Here is a 16,539-nt window from a genome sequence, read left to right as displayed (position 1 = left end):
ATGGCGATGGAGTCCGGCGACCGTGCCCTCGACGACGTAATGACCGCGTTTGCGCAGAGCGCGATTGGCGGCGGCTTGCCGTCGGGCGTCAATGCATTGATCGCCGAGGCGGGTCGGTTGCGCGAGCGCCCCGACGAGGCGCTCGCGCTGTTGCAACGCGCCCGCGCCGCCGCGCCGCGGCATCCGGTGCCGTTGATCGCGTTGTACCGCTTTTACTTCTACGGCCATCAATTGGCGCAGGCGCGTGCGATCGGCGAAGACGCGCTGGCGGTCGCCCGCACCGCGCTGGGCTCAGATCTCGGCGACGAACCGCTTGCGGCCGCGATCGTGACCACGCGTTATGACGCGGCCGCGCGTTTTTATCTGTTCACGCTGAAGGGCCTCGCGTACCTCAACATGCGTCTCGGCGACTTTGAAGAAGCGCGCATGCTACTGCGCGAATTGCGCCGGCTCGATCCCGAAGACCGGGTGGGGGGCGCGCTGCTCTCGCAAGTCTTGGATCGTCATGAGACCGGCGTCGGGTCCGACGATGCAATGGATGCGCTGAGTGCGTATCCGACGCGCGGCTGGACGGGGACGCAACCATGAGCGTACAGAACGTGCGCGTACCAGGCGGCGACATTGCACCGCGCCACTGGCAGGGCGGCCCGCTCGACTGCGCCGGCTGCGGGTACGTGCGGTTGCGCGAATTGCCGGCGGAGCACGGTTGCGGGCCAGCGAGTCACGCCGGTGTGTTTTGTCTGCCCGCATTGCTCGGCGACCCCGACGAGATGGGCCGGCTGCAGCTCGCGTTGCGATTGCCGCAGGCGCAACTGGCGCGCCTGATCCACGATCCGCATCGCGAGGTGCGGATTCGCGTGGCGCAGCGCCTGTCGCCTGCTGCATTGATCGGCATGCGGGGCGATGCCGACTACGGCGTGCGTGAATGGGTGGCGCGGCGTCTGCCGCTCGCGCTGCTGCCGCAGATGATCGGCGACCCTGATCGCGGAGTCCGGATGCGACTGGCCGAGCGTCTTGAGATGCCCGCGCTGCTGCGTATTGCCGACGACAGCGAGGCCGAGGTACGCCGCAGCGTTGCCGAGCGTCTGCCCGCGACGCTGCTATCGCGCCTCGCGTTCGATCCCGATTGGCGAGTGCGCTGGCAAGTCGCGCGGCGCGCGGCTGGCGCAATCATGGCGTCGCTGATGGATGACGCGGACGAAGAGGTGCGCGCGCTCGCGCGGCAGCGCCGGCAGCGGGCGAGGTCGCTAACCTGATGACCACCGGACAGACGCAACGATCAGCAGGAGCGAAGCATGGCTGACATCAATCGCGACGACGACCTGATCGAGGTCGCGTTTCCCCCGCGCTTCAACTACGGCGAGCGCGTGATCGCACGCGCGGTGATCCGCAACGACGGCACCTACAACGGCAAGGACATCGGCGAAGTGCTGGTGAACAAGGGCGAGATTGGCTACGTCACCAGCATCGACACCTTCCTTCAGCAGTTCTATATCTACGCGGTGTATTTCGTTGAGAGCGGCCACCGTGTCGGCATGCGCGCGAAAGAGCTATGCACGCTCGACAACCTGCCGGACGACGTGCTGCAAGGCTTGGGCGAGCGGGCCGAAGCGCTGCACAAGATCGGCACGCGGGTCCAGCCGGAAATGTCGCAACCGCAGGAGCCGTCAGCATGAGTATCGAACCGGTTCAGCCTGCTTATCAGTGGGGCATGCGCGTGATCGCGCTGGATGACCTGTGCAACGACGGCAGCTTTCCGGAGCGCGGCCAGGACGATTGTCTCGCCGAGGCGGGTACGGTCGGCGAAATCGTCAACGTCGGCCAGGTGGTTGAGAGCGGCGAGCCAGTCTATCTGGTGGAGTTCGGCAACTGTGTCGTCGGATGCACGGAGAATGAAATTGCGCCCGCACCCGCCGGCCTGCTACCCGAAGAAGGAGCCAAGTCATGACGGTTCAGGCGAGCGCGCCAGAAGCGGCGGCGCCGCGCGACGGTTTGCGCGCGGGCCGCCCGTTCGACCTGACCCAGCGCCAGATCGAGCAAGCGTTGCGCGAGCGTACCCGCTACCGCTATGTGGTGCCGCGCGTGCTGCGCGATGGGCCGGGGTTCCGTGTCGAGAGTCCGTGCTGCTCCCGCAATGTCGACGCGAATGGCGGGCTGATCGACATAGCCTGGCTCACGCGCGATGAAGACGGTATGTGGCACCTGAGCGCGCGCGATCATGCATCGCACCGATGGATGCCCCAGCATGAGAGCACCGATCTGGCCGAGTTGCTGGACACGCTGTGCATCGATCGCGAATGCGTGTTCTGGCCGTGAAGCAAACTAACGGAGCCGGGCGACGATCTATGGTGTGCCGCGCGATGAGGCGCTGGCGGCGGTGCGGCTGTCGCTCGGCGAAATCACTACGGCGCAGGACATTGAGTACGTGCTCGCCCATCTGCCGCGGTTGCTTCGTCCACTGCTGGAGGAAGCAGCGCATCCCGCTTGAACCTGGTTTGAACCTGTCATCAACCTCCGGAGTCCGCAACCATGAAAGTCATGATCCGCAAGGACAGCAAGGGCGCGCTGAGCGCCTACGTGCCAAAGAAGGACCTGGAGGAGCCCATTGTCGCGATGGCGCAGCCCGGGATGTGGGGCGGTCTCGTCACGCTCGCGAACGGCTGGCAACTCGAATTGCCCGCGATGGCCGACGATACGCCACTGCCCATCACGGTCGAAGCGCGGCGCATTGCTGGCGTGGAGGAGTGAGATGAGCCTCGACGCCGAGCAATTGGACTTCGCGGCGGACCTGCTCCGCACGGCACCGACGCTACGCGACGCTGCCGCGCAATGGCACGAACGTTATCCCGAGGTGCGCACAATGCATGTCAGCGCAACGGTGATGTGCGACGAGACAGCAGCGCTCCGGTTCGGTGTGCGCAGTATCTATTTCGCGATATCGGCCGGGTATTACAGAACCATCACGCAGCGGCCTGAAGAGGCCGATGCGTTGATCCTGACCGAGGACAAGGCGTATGGAAATCGATGAGATCGCGCTGAGCGAACCGGCTTGCGCGGCGCGCGAGATCGATCTCGTCAACGCGGTGCTGCAATCCTCGCGTTGGAGCGACGGGCCGATGCTTGATTCGTTCGAGCGCGCGTTTGCGGGCTGGGTTGGCCGGGAGCATGCGGTCGCGGTCGCGAGCGGCACGCTCGCCACCTGGATTGCGTTGCGCGCGACGGGGATCGGCCCGGGAGACGAGGTGGTCTGCGCGTCGCACACCTGGCATCAGGTCGCGCAGGCGATCACGCTGGCGGGAGCCGTGCCGGTGTTCGCCGACATCGACTACTGGAGCGGTTGTCTGAGCGCCGAAAAAGCCGCGCAGAAGATCGGCCCTCGCACGCGCGCGATCCTCGCCGGCAATACCAACGGCCACCCGGCCGCGTGGGCGCTGCTGCGCGAACTGGCCGACGCGCAGCGCTTGCGGCTGATCGAAGACAGTACTGAGGCGTTGGGCTCGCGCTACCGGGGCCGCAACGTCGGCTGTTTCGGCGACGTATCAGTGTTCGACTTCTCCAGCCCGTCCGCGCTGTGCACAGGAGCGGGCGGCATGCTCGTCACCGACGATGACGAACTCGTCCATGAACTGCGCTATCTACGCGAGCGGCGCGTCACGGACCGCGCGTCCGTCTCGGTCGGCTCGCGGGTGCCGCTGCAGGCGGGCATCAGTGATCTGACCGCCGCGCTCGGTCTCGCGCAACTGGCCGAACTCGACACGCGCCTCGCGCAGCGAAAGCAGGTCGAGACCTGGTATCACGAAGAGATGCAAAGCTTCGAAGGGATCAAGCCGGCCTACGTGGCCGAGGACGTCGAAGAAGTGCACTGGATGCTCTATGTTGTGCATTTGGGCAAGCGTTTTACGCAGAGCGCGCGCGCCCAGATGATCGACGACATGAAATCTTGCGGCATTGAGACGGTGGCCTACAGCCATCCGCTGCATCAGCAGTTCCACTACATGAACGCGGGCGATGCGATCGGCCGCAAGAGCGGCCTGTTGCCCGACACCGAGCGCATCGGCGATCGCGCGCTGGCGCTGCCGCTGCACACGCTGCTCGACACCGACCAGGTCAAGTACATCGTCAAGACGCTGAAAGACACCGCGACCAACGTGGGCGCCGGCGCTGCCATTTATCTGTGAGGCGCACTGCATTACCGTTTCAGTCCAGACCATCGCCGAACGCCTGTGTGCGGGCGGCGTCATTCCGTACCTGGGACCGGCGCTGCTCGCGCTGTGCCCCGATACGGCCGTCCCTGCCACGCCGCTCGCGCTCGCCGAAATCATCACGGCCAAGGTCAGCGTGCTGCACAAGATCCGCACCCGGCTGACCTAGGCGGCGCAGTTCATCGAAAACTTCAAGCATCGGAAGTCGCTGGTGAGCGTCATGAATGAGGCCTTCGCCATGACGCCGACGCCGTCGGCACTGCATTGCGCGCTGGCGCAGGCGCGGCCGCAGGGCGGCTGGGCGCAGTTGCAGGGGCTGTCGCAGGCCGAGCATTTCGGCCATTGGTTCGCGGCCTATAGCGCAGACGGCGCGTTGCTGGATGACGTGCCGGCCTCGGGCGCGCTGCTCTACAAGCCGATTGGCGGCCATGCGCCGGCCTCTAACTACCTGGTCTCTGACAGCGACTTCGTCGAAGTCATGACTGAGATCGATATCCAGACGCCCATTCCGCCTGCCGTGCAGGCGTGGGGCAGCGGTCGCAGTTTTTTGTTTCTGTGCTCTGAGCGGCGAGATGACCTCGGTCGAATCGCTGGTGGTCGACGTGGCCATCGTCGGCGCGGGTCTACGCGGCCTCGCGCTGGCGCGCGTACTGCATGCGCAGGACGTTTCCGTCGTGGTCATCGAAGCGCGCGAGCGTGAGGGCGGCCGTGCTGACGCAATGTTGCGAAGCCACGCGTCGAGATACGGGCAGATGCCCTTCGCGCGTTCCAGCAGGCTGCCGGCGGTGGCCTGATCCAGCGTGCCGGCCATGAAGACGGTGAGACTGAGTGCCATCCCGTAGGCGCCCTCGAGGTTCATATACATCGACAGCGCGATTCCCCGTTGGCTCAGCGCAGCAGCTTGCGGCGCTCGGCCGGCGAATAGTTGCTGAGGTGCCCTTCGCGCGCCGCCTGACGCCGCGCGCGGGAGATGATCGCGCGGCTCTTGCCGGGCGAGGCCGGCGCGCTGACCTGCTTGTCCAGCGCGGTGCCACCGCATTGCGGGCAGACGGGCGTGTGGCCGGCGCGCACTAGCGTTTCGAATGCGTGGCCGCAGGCCGCGCAGCGGTAGTCGTACAGGGGCATAGTGATCAGATCTCCGTTTCAGGTGGATGGGGCGCAGCGGATCGCCCGTTGGTGCGAGCTGTGGTCTGTCATTGCGCGCTCGCTAGAACTTCATCCCGACGCCTATTCCCAGTACCAGTGGGTCGATGTCCAGCCGGCCCAACGAACTATCGCCGAGCGAGGCGTCCGTGTGCATCCAGATCTTCTTGATATCCGCGTTGAGAAAGACGGTCTTCGTGATCTGCACGTCGACGCCAGCCTGCACCGCCGGACCGAAGCTGCTGCGTGACACCTGGATGCCTTCGGAGCCCGCGCTCAGGCCGTCGTTGTAGAAGTACGTGTAGTTGACCCCCGCGCCGACATACGGTCGGATCACGCCAGCATGGTTGAAGTGATATTGCAGCAGCAGCGTCGGCGGCAGCACGTTCACGCCACCTAGATCGCCGAGGCCAGACGTCACGTGGTGCCGCGAGGTGGCGAGAATCAGCTCGATGCCGATCGCGTCGCGGATCATATAGGTCAGGTCCAACTCCGGCACGAGTGCGTTATTGACACCCACGCCGAGCGACGACAAGGTGCCGCTGGTGTGTACTTCGGGCTCGATCGAGATGGCACGCAGACGCACGAGCACGTCACCGGCGTGGATCCCATCCGCCGGCACCTCGCCTGCCATCGTGCTTCCGTTCGCGCTTACGTCATCCGCGTATGCCAGCACTTCGAACAAACCGGTAGTGCACAGGCTTGCCACGATCATGACGGCCTTAATCATGTGCTTCATCGCTTTCCCCTTGTTGACGTATGCGGGGAATTGTCGACGCGCAAATCAGGGCTGCCCTTGCGCAGGATCAACCGGTCCCGATCCCGAAGTCAGGATGCGACATCGGGTCACGATTAGGAATGTCGAGATAGCGGGAGCCTTGAGGCCGGACTATTTGCCTTCAACCGCATTGACTGGTACCCAAGATGTTTCTCGCACCCGGAGACACCGATTTCGCAGCCATTGCCGGACTGGCTGCAGCCGCCGAACGGCACGCAGATCACTCTGCTACTTCTGCGCATGCAACAAGGTCATTACGCACGACCATGGCTGCAGCGCTAGATATCTGAGCTACCTCGTTCGTGAGATGGACCTGGCCGCGTCACATCTCGGACCTGACCGGCGAACCGTGCAGCTGCATCTGGGAGATGGAACGCCGACCTTCTTCCCTGTTGCCGAACTCGAAGAGCTTTCCAGCAACTGCAGAACCGCTTCGCGTTCTCGATCGACGCAGAACTTGCCATCGAAATTGATCCGCGAACCGTCAGCACCAAAACGCTTTCACCACTCGCGCGCCTCGGCTTCAACCGAGCGAGCTTCGGCGTACAGGACTTTGCTACCGACGTTCAGCAGGCTGTCAATCGCATCCAGCCACTCGATGTGGTGAAACGCGCACTCAGCGGCGCACGCGATGCGGGATTTCTCTCAATTAACGTCGACCTGATCTACGGTTTGTCGCAGCAGACTGTCGCCTGATTTAGCCCGCGCACTGCGTCAGTGCACCGCACCCCGCCGCTTTGTTCGTCCTTGATCGGCATCAATCACAAAGCTGGCCGGTTGTCGGACCATGATGCTGCGAGTGTGATGCCGCATGCGTCAAGCCAGCTTCAGGTCAAAAGTGCCACAACCCGGACTTAACCACTATGACAGACAGAAAAGCCTTAAGGAAACGGTCGATAGCCATCGTCACGACATTGAGCGCCTGTCTATCGGGATGTGATCTGACTGTGCTTGATCCAAAAGGGAGCGTCGGCGCGGCCGAGAAGTCGCTGATCGCCACCGCCACGTGGGCGATGCTGATCGTCGTGATCCCGGTGATCCTGCTGACGCTGTTCTTCGCGTGGCGCTACCGTGCGTCGAACCGTCACGCGGTCTATGCACCCAAATGGGCGCACTCGACGGCGATCGAGATCGTCGTCTGGACGATCCCCGCCCTGATCATCCTGTACCTCGGTATCCTGACCTGGCGCACCACACATGAGCTCGACCCGTACCGGCCGCTGCAGTCGAGCGTGAAACCGATCGACGTCGAGGTGGTCGCGCTCGACTGGAAGTGGCTCTTCATCTACCCGGACCTCGGCATTGCGTCGGTGAACCAGCTCGCCGTGCCAGTCGATACGCCGGTGAATTTCCGGATCACGTCGGACTCGGTGATGAACTCATTCTTCATCCCGCAACTCGGTACCCAGGTGTATGCAATGGTCGGCATGCAGACCCGTCTGCACCTGATCGCGGATGCACCGGGAAATTTCGAAGGCATGTCCGCCAACTTCAGCGGCAAGGGATTCGCCGACATGAAGTTCCGCACGCTCGCGACGAGCGCCACCGACTTCGACGCATGGGTGCGGAAGGTCAAGGCTTCGCCGGACCGACTGAGCATGGACGAATACGCCGAAGTCGCGAAGCCGAGCGAGAAGCAGTCGGTACGCTACTTCTCATCGATCGACCAGTACCTGTTCCGCAACATCGTTGCCCGATACAACAACGGCAACGTCACGGCCTTCCGCGACGCCGCCTGTCGCACGCAGACCACGGAGTAAGCCATGTTTGGAAAACTCACGCCCGGTGCGATTCCGTTCGATCAGCCGGTCATCATGGGCGCGGCCGCGTTCATGGCGCTCATCGTGCTGGCGGTCATCGTCACGCTCACGAAGCTCGGCCGCTGGAAGTGGCTCTGGACCGAGTGGCTGACAAGCGTCGATCACAAGAAGATCGGCATCATGTACATCATCGTCGCGGTGCTGATGCTCGTGCGCGGTTTTGTCGACGCCGTAATGATGCGGCTTCAGCTCGCGATCGCGTTTCACGGCCCCGGTTACCTGCCGCCGCACCACTACGACCAGATATTCACCGCGCACGGTGTCATCATGATCTTCTTCATGGCGATGGCGCTGATGGTCGGCCTCTTCAATCTTGTCGTGCCGCTGCAGATCGGCGCGCGCGACGTCGCCTTCCCGTTTCTGAATTCGCTGAGTTTCTGGATGACGGCGATCAGCGCGATCCTGATCAATCTGTCGCTCGTGTTCGGCGAGTTCGCGCAGGTCGGCTGGCTCGCGTATCCACCGCTGTCGGAGCTGCAGTTCAGTCCCGGCGTCGGGGTCGACTACTACATCTGGAGTCTGCAGCTCTCCGGCGTCGGTACGCTGATTACCGCGATCAACTTCTTCGTGACGATCGTCAAGCTGCGCGCGCCCGGCATGACGCTGATGAAGATGCCGGTGTTCACGTGGACCGCGCTGTGCTCGAACGTGCTGATCATGGCAACGTTCCCGATCCTAACCGTGACGCTCGCACTGCTCGGCCTCGACCGCTACGCAGGCATGCACTTTTTCACCAATGAGCTCGGCGGCAACGCGATGCTGTACCTGAACCTGATCTGGGCGTGGGGCCACCCGGAGGTGTACATCCTCGTGCTGCCCGCGTTCGGCATCTACTCGGAAGTGATCGCGACCTTCGCGAAGAAACCGCTGTTTGGCTACAGAACGATGGTCTACGCGTCGTGCGCGATCACGGTGCTCGCATTCCTCGTGTGGGCGCACCACTTCTTCACGATGGGTTCCGGCGCGGACGTCAACGCGTTCTTCGGCATTATGACGATGGTCATCGCGATCCCCACGGGCGTGAAAATCTTCAACTGGCTGTTCACGATGTACCGCGGTCGCATCGAGTTCACCGCACCCGTGCTGTGGACGATCGGCTTCATGGTCACGTTCACGATCGGCGGCATGACGGGCGTGATGATGGCGATCCCGGGCGTGGACTTCGTGTTGCACAACAGCCTGTTCCTGATCGCGCACTTTCACAACGCGATCATAGGCGGCGTCGTGTTCGGCTATCTCGCGGGCTTCCATTACTGGTTCCCGAAGGCGTTCGGCTTCAAGCTTAACGAGAAGCTCGGCAAGCGGGCGTTCTGGTGCTGGTTCGTCGGCTTCTACGTGTCGTTCGTGCCGCTCTACGTGCTCGGCTTCATGGGCATGACCCGGCGCCTGAATCACTACGACAACCCGACCTGGCATCCCTGGTTGTTCGTCGCCGCATGCGGCGTGGTGCTGATCGCACTCGGTGTCGTGCACCAGATCGCCCAGGTCGTCGTGAGCGTGATCCATCGCAACGAGCCGGAATACGTCGACCTGACGGGCGACCCGTGGAACGGCCGCACGCTCGAATGGGCCACCTCGTCACCGCCCGCTGTCTACAACTTCGCGCGCATACCGGTCGTCCACCAGCTCGACGCGTTCGCGCACATGAAGGAAAGCGGCGCAGCAAATGCCGCACTGGCGCATTACGAGGACATCCACCTACCGTCGAATACCGCGGACGGGTTCCTGATCGGCGCATTCAGCCTCGTGCTCGGCTTCGCCGGCGTCTGGCACATCACGTGGCTCGCCGTGCTGGCCTTCCTCGCGATCGTCGCCGCGCTGATTGCGCGTAGCTTCCGCGACGACCATGGCTACGTGATTCCGGCCTCGCGCGTGCGCGAAATCGAAGCACGACGCGGCAGCGCACCCACCCCGGCCGCCCTTGAATTACCCGAATCCGCGGAGACCTGATCCATGACGCAATCTGCATTACTCGTCCATCACGGCAGGTCGAGCGCTGACCACGGCCCAACGCCCACCGTGTTCGGCTTCTGGCTGTACCTGATGACCGACTGCATGCTGTTCGCGTCGCTGTTCGCCGTGTTCGCCGTAATGGCGCACCAGTTCGCGGGTGGACCGTCCGGACGGGACCTGTTCGACATCCCCGGTGTCGCACTTCAAACCGGCGTGCTGCTGCTGAGCAGCACCACCTACGGCTTCGCGATGCTCGGCGCGCAGCGCCAGGGGCGTGGTGCCGTGATCGGCTGGCTCCTCGTGACGTTCGTGCTTGGCGCGCTGTTCCTCGCGTTAGAGCTGCGCGAGTTCTCGCACCTGGTCGCCGACGGTGCCGGGCCCAGTCGCAGCGCCTTCCTGTCGTCGTTCTTCACGCTGGTTGGCACCCACGGCCTGCACGTAACAGCCGGCCTGGTCTGGATGGCCGTGCTCGTCGTGCATGTCGTCCGCTCGCCTGAACTGTCCGGTCGCGATCTCACGAGTCTGACATGCCTGAGCCTCTTCTGGCACTTCCTCGACATCGTGTGGATCTGCGTGTTTTCGTTTGTCTATCTCGGGAGCATGCTCTAAATGGTCCATTCACACTCGACGTCCACGACCGCCTCGCGTGGTGACGTCGCCGGTTATATCACCGGTTTCGTGCTTGCCGTGGCGCTGACGGCTGGCTCATTCTCGATCGTCACGCAACGGTTGCTGCCGTCCGGCTCCGCGATTATGGCGCTCGCGTTGCTGGCGTTCGTGCAGATCGTCGTGCATCTGGTGACGTTCCTGCATCTCGACCTGTCGCGCGGCCAGCGCTGGAACGGGCTGGCGTTATGCTACACCGCGCTCGCCGCGCTGTTCCTGATCTTCGGCACGATCTGGGTAATGCACAATGTCAGCATGAACATGATGTCGCGCTGACTCGCCACCAGCGCGAAACGGTCTGGTCACATCATCGCGGACACGGCATGCAGCCGTTGGCCGCGTGCGTGGTGTTGTGCTGCACCGCTCTACCGGCCTTCTTCATGAACAGTCCGAATCACCCCGTTCCCGCCAATGAGCCATTGCCCCATCGCAAGGTCATCCGCTCGTGGCTGACACCGTTCGCCGAACGCCGCACCGCCTACGCGCTTCTGCTGCTCGTGTTCGACTACGTTTTGCTATTGTGTGCGCTCGCCGCGAGCGTGTTCGCGCACGGGTTCGTGCTGAAGACCGTATTCGGATGCATGGCGGGTTTCGTCATCGGACGGCTCTTCGTCATCGGTCACGACGCATGTCATGAGAGCCTGACCCGGCACCGCACGCTCAACCGCTGGCTGGGCCGGATCGCCTTCCTGCCGTCGCTCACGCCGTACAGCCTGTGGCAAGTGGGTCACAACGTGGTGCATCACGGCTACACGAACCTGAAAGGCGTCGATTTTGTGTGGGCACCGCTGACGATCCAGGAATATCGCGCCTTGAGTGGGCCACGGCGCGCACTGGAACGTATCTATCGCAGCGGCTGGGCGCCCGGTCTCTACTACATGATCGAAATTTGGTGGACGAAGATGTTTTTCCCGTCGCGGGCCGCAATGCCGACGCGGCGCTCCGTGTTCTTTCGTGACTGCACGCTGGTATCGGTGTTCGCACTGCTGTGGATCGGCGCGCTCGCGTGGATCGCTCGCGCGACGCAGCGGGGGGTAGTCCCGTCAATCGCATGCGGGTTCGGGGTGCCGTTCCTGTTCTGGTGCGCGATGGTGGGTTTCGTCGTGTACGCGCACCACACGCATCCGCAAATCCGCTGGTACGACGATCGCGCGAAATGGGGGCGTTCAGATCCGTTCGTATCCACGACGGTGCACTTGACCTTTCGCTGGCGTTTTGGCGCGCTGTTTCATCACATCATGGAGCACACCGCGCATCACGTCGACATGAGTCTCCCTCTATACGGGCTCGTCGGTGCTCAGCGAACCCTCGAAGCGATGCTTCCGGAACGGATCGTCGTGCAGCGGTTTTCGTGGCGTTGGTACTTCGACACCGCACGAGGCTGCAAACTATACGATTTTTCGACTGATCAGTGGACCGACTTCGCTGGTCGCGCGACGCACGTCCCTCTTAAGACTCGCTAACAAAGCCTGTCATCCGAAAGCAAGCAGCAGTTGCAGCCCGAGGTCGGCTGCCATGTCGAGCGCGCTGCGGCCATCCGGTGCGCACAGTTTTGCGTTCGCCCCATGCGCAAGCAGCATCTGCAGGACGTCGAGGCGACCGCTCGCGGCTGCCTGCAACAGGCATGTGATGTCGTCGTCGTTCACATGGTCGATCGGCGCGCCGGCGTCGATCAGCCGCAGGATGGTCGCGGGGCCGCCGTGCAGGCACGCGAACCAGAGCGCATGGTTGCCGTCGTCATCGAGCGCGTCGGCGCGTGCGCCGAGTGCGAGCAACGCTTCGACGACCGCGTCCTCGCCATGCTGCGCGGCGCGCATCAACGGGGTTTCGCCGTTCACGCAGCGCGAATGGGGAGCCGGGAAGCCGTGGTACGCCAGCCAAGTGGAAAGTGCGGCGGGCACGATCGTTTCGAGTTGTGCATCGGGGTTCCGGACAACGCGCGGGGCCAGGCGTTCGCGGACGACGAAAGCAGTGTCAGTGTGCATGATCATGGTCGCGTTCGGGTGCAAGGGAACATCGGTTGGCGCAGCAGCGCGGGCGGCAGCCGTCGGGACCCGAGCCTCAGACGGGCCGGTTCTCGTTGGGGTTGCGCACCGGCCCCATCAATTCAAGTCCTTCGCTGTAGGTGATCGTGTCGAAGGTTACGTCGAACTTGATGGCCGCGTCCGCTACCGCATCCAGCTTGCCGCCTGAGTCCTTTTTCTTCAATTCGTTCTTTTCAAGGTACAGCAGTTCGAGCATCTCGTTGTAGACGGTGGACTCGAGAATCGGCAGCACATAGAACATCGCGCCCTTGTACGGCACCTGATATCGCTTGCTCAGGTCGATGTTGTCGCAAAACAGAAAATACTTGCCACCCGCCGAGAGCGTGTCGCTGAGCACCTCGGCCACGTCCTTCAGATGCTCGAAGCTCAACAGATACCCGGCGAAGAACGGCAAGTGCTTATGGCCGATCGTCGCGCATGCCATCACCTGATCGCAGGTCAGCTCCGGCGGCCGCGCTTCGTCGGCGAGCTTCGGAGCAAACCGCAGCGCAAGTTCGCCGCGGAAGCCGACCCGGTCGAGCCTGTTCGTCAGCCCCTTGAGAACCGGGTTGAGCAGACGGCCTTCATGTTCGAGACGGGCGAACGCGGTGTCGTCGATCTCCTTGTGCGCGAGCGTTTCGGTCATCACAGATCCTTGGGTTAAACAGCGTTGAAGAGGGATTCACGTCTGCGTATTGCGCATCCGGTCGGCGATTTTGAAAAAGGCCTGCATCAGTTCATCGCGTAGCACCGGATCGACACCCGTCTCGTCGAACGCGGCGCGCATGCAAGCTAGCCACGCATCCCGTTCGGCGGTGCCGATCGCGAATGCGGCATGACGCGTGCGCAGCCGTGGTTGGCCGCGCTGTGCCGAGTACCGCTTGTCGGCGCCGAGCCATTCGCACAGATACAGCACCAGCACGGCCTTCGTCGAAGACAGGTCCGGGTGATGCATCGCGCGAATGCGCTGCGCGTCGGCCCGCGTATCCATGTGCCGATAGAACGCATCGACCAGGCGGATGACGGCGGTCTCGCCGCCTAGACGGTCGAAGTGCGTCTCGCGCGGCACGGGTCGCGAAGCTTGGGTGGCTGGTGTGTCCATGGCGCGATCAACGCAATAACCGAACCAGGCCGCAACCCGGCGATTGTCCGGCTGCACGCAGGCCAATGCGACAGAAATCGCACGACAAACGCGCCCGAATGGTTTCATTGGCGACGAAGTTCGCGTGGTTTGTCGCGAAATCGACAAGACAGAAGAGGAGTCCGCAAAAGTCCCGAACCAACCGCCGCAGCGCGGCGGGGCGGACGCGTCGCAGTACCGCTGGTGACGTGGCACAGAAGCTGCGTTTGGAGTCCGGCGCGGACACAGGTCCGGCCGATGCGTGACTCGATATAAGAAGACCCATACAGGCACGACAGGCTGACATGGTCGCGGTTACGCAACCCTGATTTCAACCCTTCTTCCTGAATGGAGAAATGCAATGTCTAAACTTCGGCAAATCGCGTTCTACGGTAAAGGCGGTATCGGCAAGTCGACCACCTCGCAGAACACCCTGGCAGCCCTGACTGAACTCGGGCAGAAAATCCTGATCGTCGGCTGCGATCCCAAGGCGGACTCTACCCGCCTGATCCTGCATGCAAAGGCGCAGGACACTATCCTGTCGCTAGCGGCCGAAGCCGGCTCGGTGGAGGACCTCGAACTCGAGGACGTGATGAAGATCGGTTACCGCAACATCCGTTGCGTGGAGTCCGGCGGTCCGGAACCGGGCGTCGGCTGCGCGGGCCGTGGCGTCATCACGTCGATTAACTTCCTCGAAGAAAACGGCGCCTATGACGGCGTGGACTACGTGTCGTACGACGTGCTCGGCGACGTGGTGTGCGGCGGTTTCGCAATGCCGATTCGTGAGAACAAGGCGCAGGAAATCTACATTGTGATGTCCGGCGAAATGATGGCCATGTATGCGGCCAACAACATTTCAAAGGGCATTCTGAAGTACGCGAACAGCGGTGGTGTGCGGATCGGCGGGCTCGTGTGCAACGAGCGTCAGACCGACAAGGAACTCGAACTCGCCGAAGCGCTGGCGAAGATGCTCGGTTCGAAGCTGATCCACTTCGTGCCGCGCGATAACATCGTGCAGCACGCCGAGCTGCGCCGCATGACGGTGATCGAGTTCGCGCCCGAATCCAAACAGGCGGAAGAGTATCGCCAGCTCGCCACCAAGGTGCACAACAACGCGGGCAACGGCACGATCCCGACGCCGATCACGATGGATCAACTGGAAGACCTGTTAATGGAGCACGGAATCATGACGTCCATCGACGAATCGCAAGTCGGCAAGCCTGCAGCGGAACTGACCGCCTAAGCGAGCGCCGCTGCGCGTGGCCCGGTGTTCTTCTTCACGCGATGAACCGGGCCATGCCGGCTACCCGCTGCCAGGCTTGATACTCACCCTATGGAGCATTCCCATGAGCGTCACTGTTGAAGAGCGCAAGGCCGCGAACAAGGCCCTGATCGATGAAGTGCTGAAGGCCTATCCGGAGAAGATGGCCAAACGGCGCGCCAAGCATTTGGGCACCTTCGAGGACGGCAAGCCCGACTGTGGCGTGAAATCAAACATCAAGTCATTGCCGGGCGTGATGACGATTCGCGGTTGCGCGTACGCCGGCTCGAAGGGCGTGGTCTGGGGGCCCATCAAGGACATGATCCACATCAGTCATGGTCCGGTCGGTTGCGGTCAGTACTCGTGGGCCGCGCGTCGCAACTACTACATCGGCACTACCGGTATCGACACCTTCGTGACGATGCAGTTCACGTCGGACTTCCAGGAAAAGGACATCGTCTTCGGCGGCGACAAGAAGCTCGACAAGATCATCGACGAGATTCAGGAACTGTTTCCGCTGAACAAGGGCATCTCGATCCAGAGTGAATGCCCGATCGGCCTGATCGGCGACGACATCGAGGCCGTCTCGAAGACGAAGAGTGCGCAGTATGAAGGGCACACCATTTTGCCGGTGCGCTGCGAAGGTTTTCGCGGCGTCAGCCAGTCGCTGGGCCACCATCTGGCTAACGATGCGATTCGGGACTGGATATTCGACAAGGCCGATCCGGACAAGCGGCCCGAATTTGTTTCGACGCCTTATGATGTTGCGATCATCGGCGATTACAACATCGCCGGCGATGCCTGGTCGAGCCGGATTCTGCTCGAAGAGATCGGCCTGCGCGTGATCGCGCAATGGTCGGGCGACGGCTCGATCGCCGAGCTCGAGAATACGCCCAAGGCCAAGCTCAATTTGCTGCATTGCTACCGCTCGATGAACTATATCAGCCGGCACATGGAAGAGAAGTACTGCATTCCGTGGGCGGAATACAACTTCTTCGGCCCGTCGATGATCGAGAAGAGCCTGCGCGAGATCGCCAGCCACTTCGACGACACCATCAAAGCCAACGCGGAGAGGGTGATCGCCCAGTATCGTCCCCTGGTCGATGCGGTGAACGCGAAGTTCAGAGCGCGCCTGCAGGATAAGACCGTGATGCTGTTCGTTGGCGGCCTGCGTCCGCGCCACGTGATCGGCGCCTACGAAGACCTCGGCATGAACGTGGTCGGCACCGGCTACGAATTCGGCCACAACGACGACTATCAGCGCACCACGCACTACGTGAAGGACGGCACACTGATTTACGACGACGTGACCGGCTACGAGTTCGAGAGGTTCGTCGAACAGGTCCAGCCCGATCTGGTCGGCTCCGGCATCAAGGAAAAGTACGTGTTCCAGAAGATGGGCGTGCCGTTTCGCCAGATGCACAGCTGGGACTATTCCGGTCCATATCACGGCTACGACGGCTACGCCATTTTCGCGCGCGACATGGACATGGCCATTTCCAGCCCGGTGTGGGGGCTCGCCAAGGCGCCCTGGAAGAAAAACCTCTAAGCGCCGGCCACCGCACCGATCAC

General features: G+C 62.7%; 22 protein-coding genes and 2 pseudogenes. 19 read left to right on the top strand and 5 right to left on the bottom strand.

What is annotated here, in order from left to right:
- The first annotated feature begins 6 nt into the window (after positions 1–6).
- The 11 genes and pseudogenes from HDG33_RS30520 (at position 7) to HDG33_RS38475 (ending at position 4,996) form a co-directional block, all read left to right on the top strand.
- Positions 7–588 carry a hypothetical protein gene (locus HDG33_RS30520; protein WP_184038090.1) on the top strand — a complete coding sequence of 194 codons (582 nt, stop codon included), beginning with the start codon at positions 7–9 and terminating at the stop codon, positions 586–588.
- On the top strand, positions 585–1,256 hold the full coding sequence (locus tag HDG33_RS30515; RefSeq protein ID WP_184038087.1) for a 4Fe4S-binding leucine-rich repeat protein: 672 nt from the start codon (positions 585–587) through the stop codon (positions 1,254–1,256). Before HDG33_RS30520 ends, HDG33_RS30515 begins: the two co-directional genes overlap by 4 nt.
- A gap of 39 nt (positions 1,257–1,295) precedes the next feature.
- Complete coding sequence (locus HDG33_RS30510) at positions 1,296–1,676, top strand: nitrogen fixation protein NifZ (protein ID WP_184038084.1); 381 nt, start codon at positions 1,296–1,298, stop codon at positions 1,674–1,676.
- Positions 1,673–1,948 carry a nitrogen fixation protein NifZ gene (locus HDG33_RS30505; protein WP_184038081.1) on the top strand — a complete coding sequence of 92 codons (276 nt, stop codon included), beginning with the start codon at positions 1,673–1,675 and terminating at the stop codon, positions 1,946–1,948. The genes HDG33_RS30510 and HDG33_RS30505 overlap by 4 nt, the downstream gene beginning before the upstream one ends.
- On the top strand, positions 1,945–2,316 hold the full coding sequence (locus HDG33_RS30500) for a hypothetical protein (protein ID WP_184038078.1): 372 nt from the start codon (positions 1,945–1,947) through the stop codon (positions 2,314–2,316). The genes HDG33_RS30505 and HDG33_RS30500 overlap by 4 nt, the downstream gene beginning before the upstream one ends.
- A gap of 34 nt (positions 2,317–2,350) precedes the next feature.
- Entirely contained in the window at positions 2,351–2,488 is a 138-nt protein-coding gene (locus HDG33_RS30495; RefSeq protein ID WP_260330635.1) for a hypothetical protein, read from the top strand.
- A gap of 41 nt (positions 2,489–2,529) precedes the next feature.
- On the top strand, positions 2,530–2,748 hold the full coding sequence (gene nifT, locus HDG33_RS30490; protein ID WP_007177241.1) for a putative nitrogen fixation protein NifT: 219 nt from the start codon (positions 2,530–2,532) through the stop codon (positions 2,746–2,748).
- Between the two features lies 1 nt (position 2,749).
- Positions 2,750–3,028, top strand: coding sequence for a hypothetical protein (locus tag HDG33_RS30485; RefSeq protein ID WP_184038076.1), 279 nt, complete (start codon positions 2,750–2,752; stop codon positions 3,026–3,028).
- A complete protein-coding gene (locus HDG33_RS30480; protein WP_090811322.1) occupies positions 3,015–4,178 on the top strand; it encodes a DegT/DnrJ/EryC1/StrS aminotransferase family protein in 1,164 nt (387 codons plus the stop codon). The genes HDG33_RS30485 and HDG33_RS30480 overlap by 14 nt, the downstream gene beginning before the upstream one ends.
- 10 nt (positions 4,179–4,188) lie before the next feature.
- A pseudogene (locus tag HDG33_RS37710) lies at positions 4,189–4,788 on the top strand (SIR2 family protein); the annotation flags it as partial.
- A complete protein-coding gene (locus HDG33_RS38475; protein WP_184038069.1) occupies positions 4,775–4,996 on the top strand; it encodes an FAD-dependent oxidoreductase in 222 nt (73 codons plus the stop codon). The pseudogene HDG33_RS37710 and the gene HDG33_RS38475, both read left to right, overlap by 14 nt.
- A 94-nt stretch (positions 4,997–5,090) precedes the next feature.
- Here the strand turns inward: HDG33_RS38475 and HDG33_RS30465 are convergent, their stop codons facing one another.
- The gene (locus HDG33_RS30465) at positions 5,091–5,327 is read right to left on the bottom strand and encodes a zinc ribbon domain-containing protein (RefSeq protein WP_090811320.1); all 237 of its coding nucleotides are present in this window, start codon (positions 5,325–5,327) and stop codon (positions 5,091–5,093) included.
- 82 nt (positions 5,328–5,409) lie between these two features.
- Positions 5,410–6,084, bottom strand: a complete 675-nt coding sequence (locus HDG33_RS30460) for an OmpW family protein (RefSeq protein WP_184038066.1) — start codon at positions 6,082–6,084, stop codon at positions 5,410–5,412.
- Between the two features lie 259 nt (positions 6,085–6,343).
- Here HDG33_RS30460 and HDG33_RS38470 point away from each other — a divergent pair.
- The 6 genes and pseudogenes from HDG33_RS38470 to HDG33_RS30435 all read left to right on the top strand — a co-directional run.
- Positions 6,344–6,816: pseudogene (locus HDG33_RS38470) on the top strand (radical SAM protein); the annotation flags it as partial.
- Between the two features lie 170 nt (positions 6,817–6,986).
- Complete coding sequence (cyoA, locus tag HDG33_RS30455) at positions 6,987–7,883, top strand: ubiquinol oxidase subunit II (RefSeq protein WP_260330634.1); 897 nt, start codon at positions 6,987–6,989, stop codon at positions 7,881–7,883.
- 3 nt (positions 7,884–7,886) lie between these two features.
- Positions 7,887–9,893, top strand: a complete 2,007-nt coding sequence (gene cyoB / locus HDG33_RS30450; RefSeq protein ID WP_184038064.1) for a cytochrome o ubiquinol oxidase subunit I — start codon at positions 7,887–7,889, stop codon at positions 9,891–9,893.
- A 3-nt stretch (positions 9,894–9,896) separates the two neighbouring features.
- On the top strand, positions 9,897–10,505 hold the full coding sequence (gene cyoC / locus HDG33_RS30445; RefSeq protein WP_184038061.1) for a cytochrome o ubiquinol oxidase subunit III: 609 nt from the start codon (positions 9,897–9,899) through the stop codon (positions 10,503–10,505).
- The gene (gene cyoD, locus HDG33_RS30440) at positions 10,506–10,838 is read left to right on the top strand and encodes a cytochrome o ubiquinol oxidase subunit IV (protein ID WP_184038058.1); all 333 of its coding nucleotides are present in this window, start codon (positions 10,506–10,508) and stop codon (positions 10,836–10,838) included.
- A 47-nt stretch (positions 10,839–10,885) separates the two neighbouring features.
- The gene (locus HDG33_RS30435; protein ID WP_260330633.1) at positions 10,886–12,025 is read left to right on the top strand and encodes a fatty acid desaturase; all 1,140 of its coding nucleotides are present in this window, start codon (positions 10,886–10,888) and stop codon (positions 12,023–12,025) included.
- Between the two features lie 9 nt (positions 12,026–12,034).
- Here HDG33_RS30435 and HDG33_RS30430 read toward each other — a convergent pair whose 3' ends face one another.
- The 3 genes from HDG33_RS30430 to HDG33_RS30420 all read right to left on the bottom strand — a co-directional run bounded on the left by HDG33_RS30430 (position 12,035) and on the right by HDG33_RS30420 (position 13,688).
- Positions 12,035–12,553, bottom strand: a complete 519-nt coding sequence (locus HDG33_RS30430) for an ankyrin repeat domain-containing protein (protein ID WP_184038055.1) — start codon at positions 12,551–12,553, stop codon at positions 12,035–12,037.
- 70 nt (positions 12,554–12,623) lie between these two features.
- Complete coding sequence (locus HDG33_RS30425; protein ID WP_184038052.1) at positions 12,624–13,232, bottom strand: hypothetical protein; 609 nt, start codon at positions 13,230–13,232, stop codon at positions 12,624–12,626.
- A 36-nt stretch (positions 13,233–13,268) separates the two neighbouring features.
- A complete protein-coding gene (locus HDG33_RS30420; protein ID WP_026226291.1) occupies positions 13,269–13,688 on the bottom strand; it encodes a group II truncated hemoglobin in 420 nt (139 codons plus the stop codon).
- A gap of 379 nt (positions 13,689–14,067) precedes the next feature.
- On the opposite strand from HDG33_RS30420, the gene nifH reads away from it, so the two are divergent.
- A complete protein-coding gene (gene nifH / locus HDG33_RS30415; protein ID WP_018423167.1) occupies positions 14,068–14,949 on the top strand; it encodes a nitrogenase iron protein in 882 nt (293 codons plus the stop codon).
- A gap of 103 nt (positions 14,950–15,052) precedes the next feature.
- Complete coding sequence (gene nifD, locus HDG33_RS30410; protein WP_184038049.1) at positions 15,053–16,516, top strand: nitrogenase molybdenum-iron protein alpha chain; 1,464 nt, start codon at positions 15,053–15,055, stop codon at positions 16,514–16,516.
- Positions 16,517–16,539 lie beyond the last annotated feature (23 nt).

It is taken from the genome of Paraburkholderia sp. Cpub6 (genome assembly GCF_014201065.1).
Classification (GTDB): domain Bacteria; phylum Pseudomonadota; class Gammaproteobacteria; order Burkholderiales; family Burkholderiaceae; genus Paraburkholderia; species Paraburkholderia tuberum.
The sequence above is the reverse complement of the archived record's forward strand: the minus strand, read 5'-3'. Positions and strand labels throughout refer to the sequence as shown.

Coding starts and splice junctions, on each gene's coding strand:
- HDG33_RS30520 (WP_184038090.1), top strand. CDS start 7: ATGGAGTCCGGCGACCGTGCCCTCGACGACGTAATGACCGCGTTTGCG.
- HDG33_RS30515 (WP_184038087.1), top strand. CDS start 585: ATGAGCGTACAGAACGTGCGCGTACCAGGCGGCGACATTGCACCGCGC.
- HDG33_RS30510 (WP_184038084.1), top strand. CDS start 1,296: ATGGCTGACATCAATCGCGACGACGACCTGATCGAGGTCGCGTTTCCC.
- HDG33_RS30505 (WP_184038081.1), top strand. CDS start 1,673: ATGAGTATCGAACCGGTTCAGCCTGCTTATCAGTGGGGCATGCGCGTG.
- HDG33_RS30500 (WP_184038078.1), top strand. CDS start 1,945: ATGACGGTTCAGGCGAGCGCGCCAGAAGCGGCGGCGCCGCGCGACGGT.
- nifT (WP_007177241.1), top strand. CDS start 2,530: ATGAAAGTCATGATCCGCAAGGACAGCAAGGGCGCGCTGAGCGCCTAC.
- HDG33_RS30485 (WP_184038076.1), top strand. CDS start 2,750: ATGAGCCTCGACGCCGAGCAATTGGACTTCGCGGCGGACCTGCTCCGC.
- HDG33_RS30480 (WP_090811322.1), top strand. CDS start 3,015: ATGGAAATCGATGAGATCGCGCTGAGCGAACCGGCTTGCGCGGCGCGC.
- HDG33_RS38475 (WP_184038069.1), top strand. CDS start 4,775: ATGACCTCGGTCGAATCGCTGGTGGTCGACGTGGCCATCGTCGGCGCG.
- HDG33_RS30465 (WP_090811320.1), bottom strand. CDS start 5,327: ATGCCCCTGTACGACTACCGCTGCGCGGCCTGCGGCCACGCATTCGAA.
- HDG33_RS30460 (WP_184038066.1), bottom strand. CDS start 6,084: ATGAAGCACATGATTAAGGCCGTCATGATCGTGGCAAGCCTGTGCACT.
- cyoA (WP_260330634.1), top strand. CDS start 6,987: ATGACAGACAGAAAAGCCTTAAGGAAACGGTCGATAGCCATCGTCACG.
- cyoB (WP_184038064.1), top strand. CDS start 7,887: ATGTTTGGAAAACTCACGCCCGGTGCGATTCCGTTCGATCAGCCGGTC.
- cyoC (WP_184038061.1), top strand. CDS start 9,897: ATGACGCAATCTGCATTACTCGTCCATCACGGCAGGTCGAGCGCTGAC.
- cyoD (WP_184038058.1), top strand. CDS start 10,506: ATGGTCCATTCACACTCGACGTCCACGACCGCCTCGCGTGGTGACGTC.
- HDG33_RS30435 (WP_260330633.1), top strand. CDS start 10,886: ATGCAGCCGTTGGCCGCGTGCGTGGTGTTGTGCTGCACCGCTCTACCG.
- HDG33_RS30430 (WP_184038055.1), bottom strand. CDS start 12,553: ATGATCATGCACACTGACACTGCTTTCGTCGTCCGCGAACGCCTGGCC.
- HDG33_RS30425 (WP_184038052.1), bottom strand. CDS start 13,232: ATGACCGAAACGCTCGCGCACAAGGAGATCGACGACACCGCGTTCGCC.
- HDG33_RS30420 (WP_026226291.1), bottom strand. CDS start 13,688: ATGGACACACCAGCCACCCAAGCTTCGCGACCCGTGCCGCGCGAGACG.
- nifH (WP_018423167.1), top strand. CDS start 14,068: ATGTCTAAACTTCGGCAAATCGCGTTCTACGGTAAAGGCGGTATCGGC.
- nifD (WP_184038049.1), top strand. CDS start 15,053: ATGAGCGTCACTGTTGAAGAGCGCAAGGCCGCGAACAAGGCCCTGATC.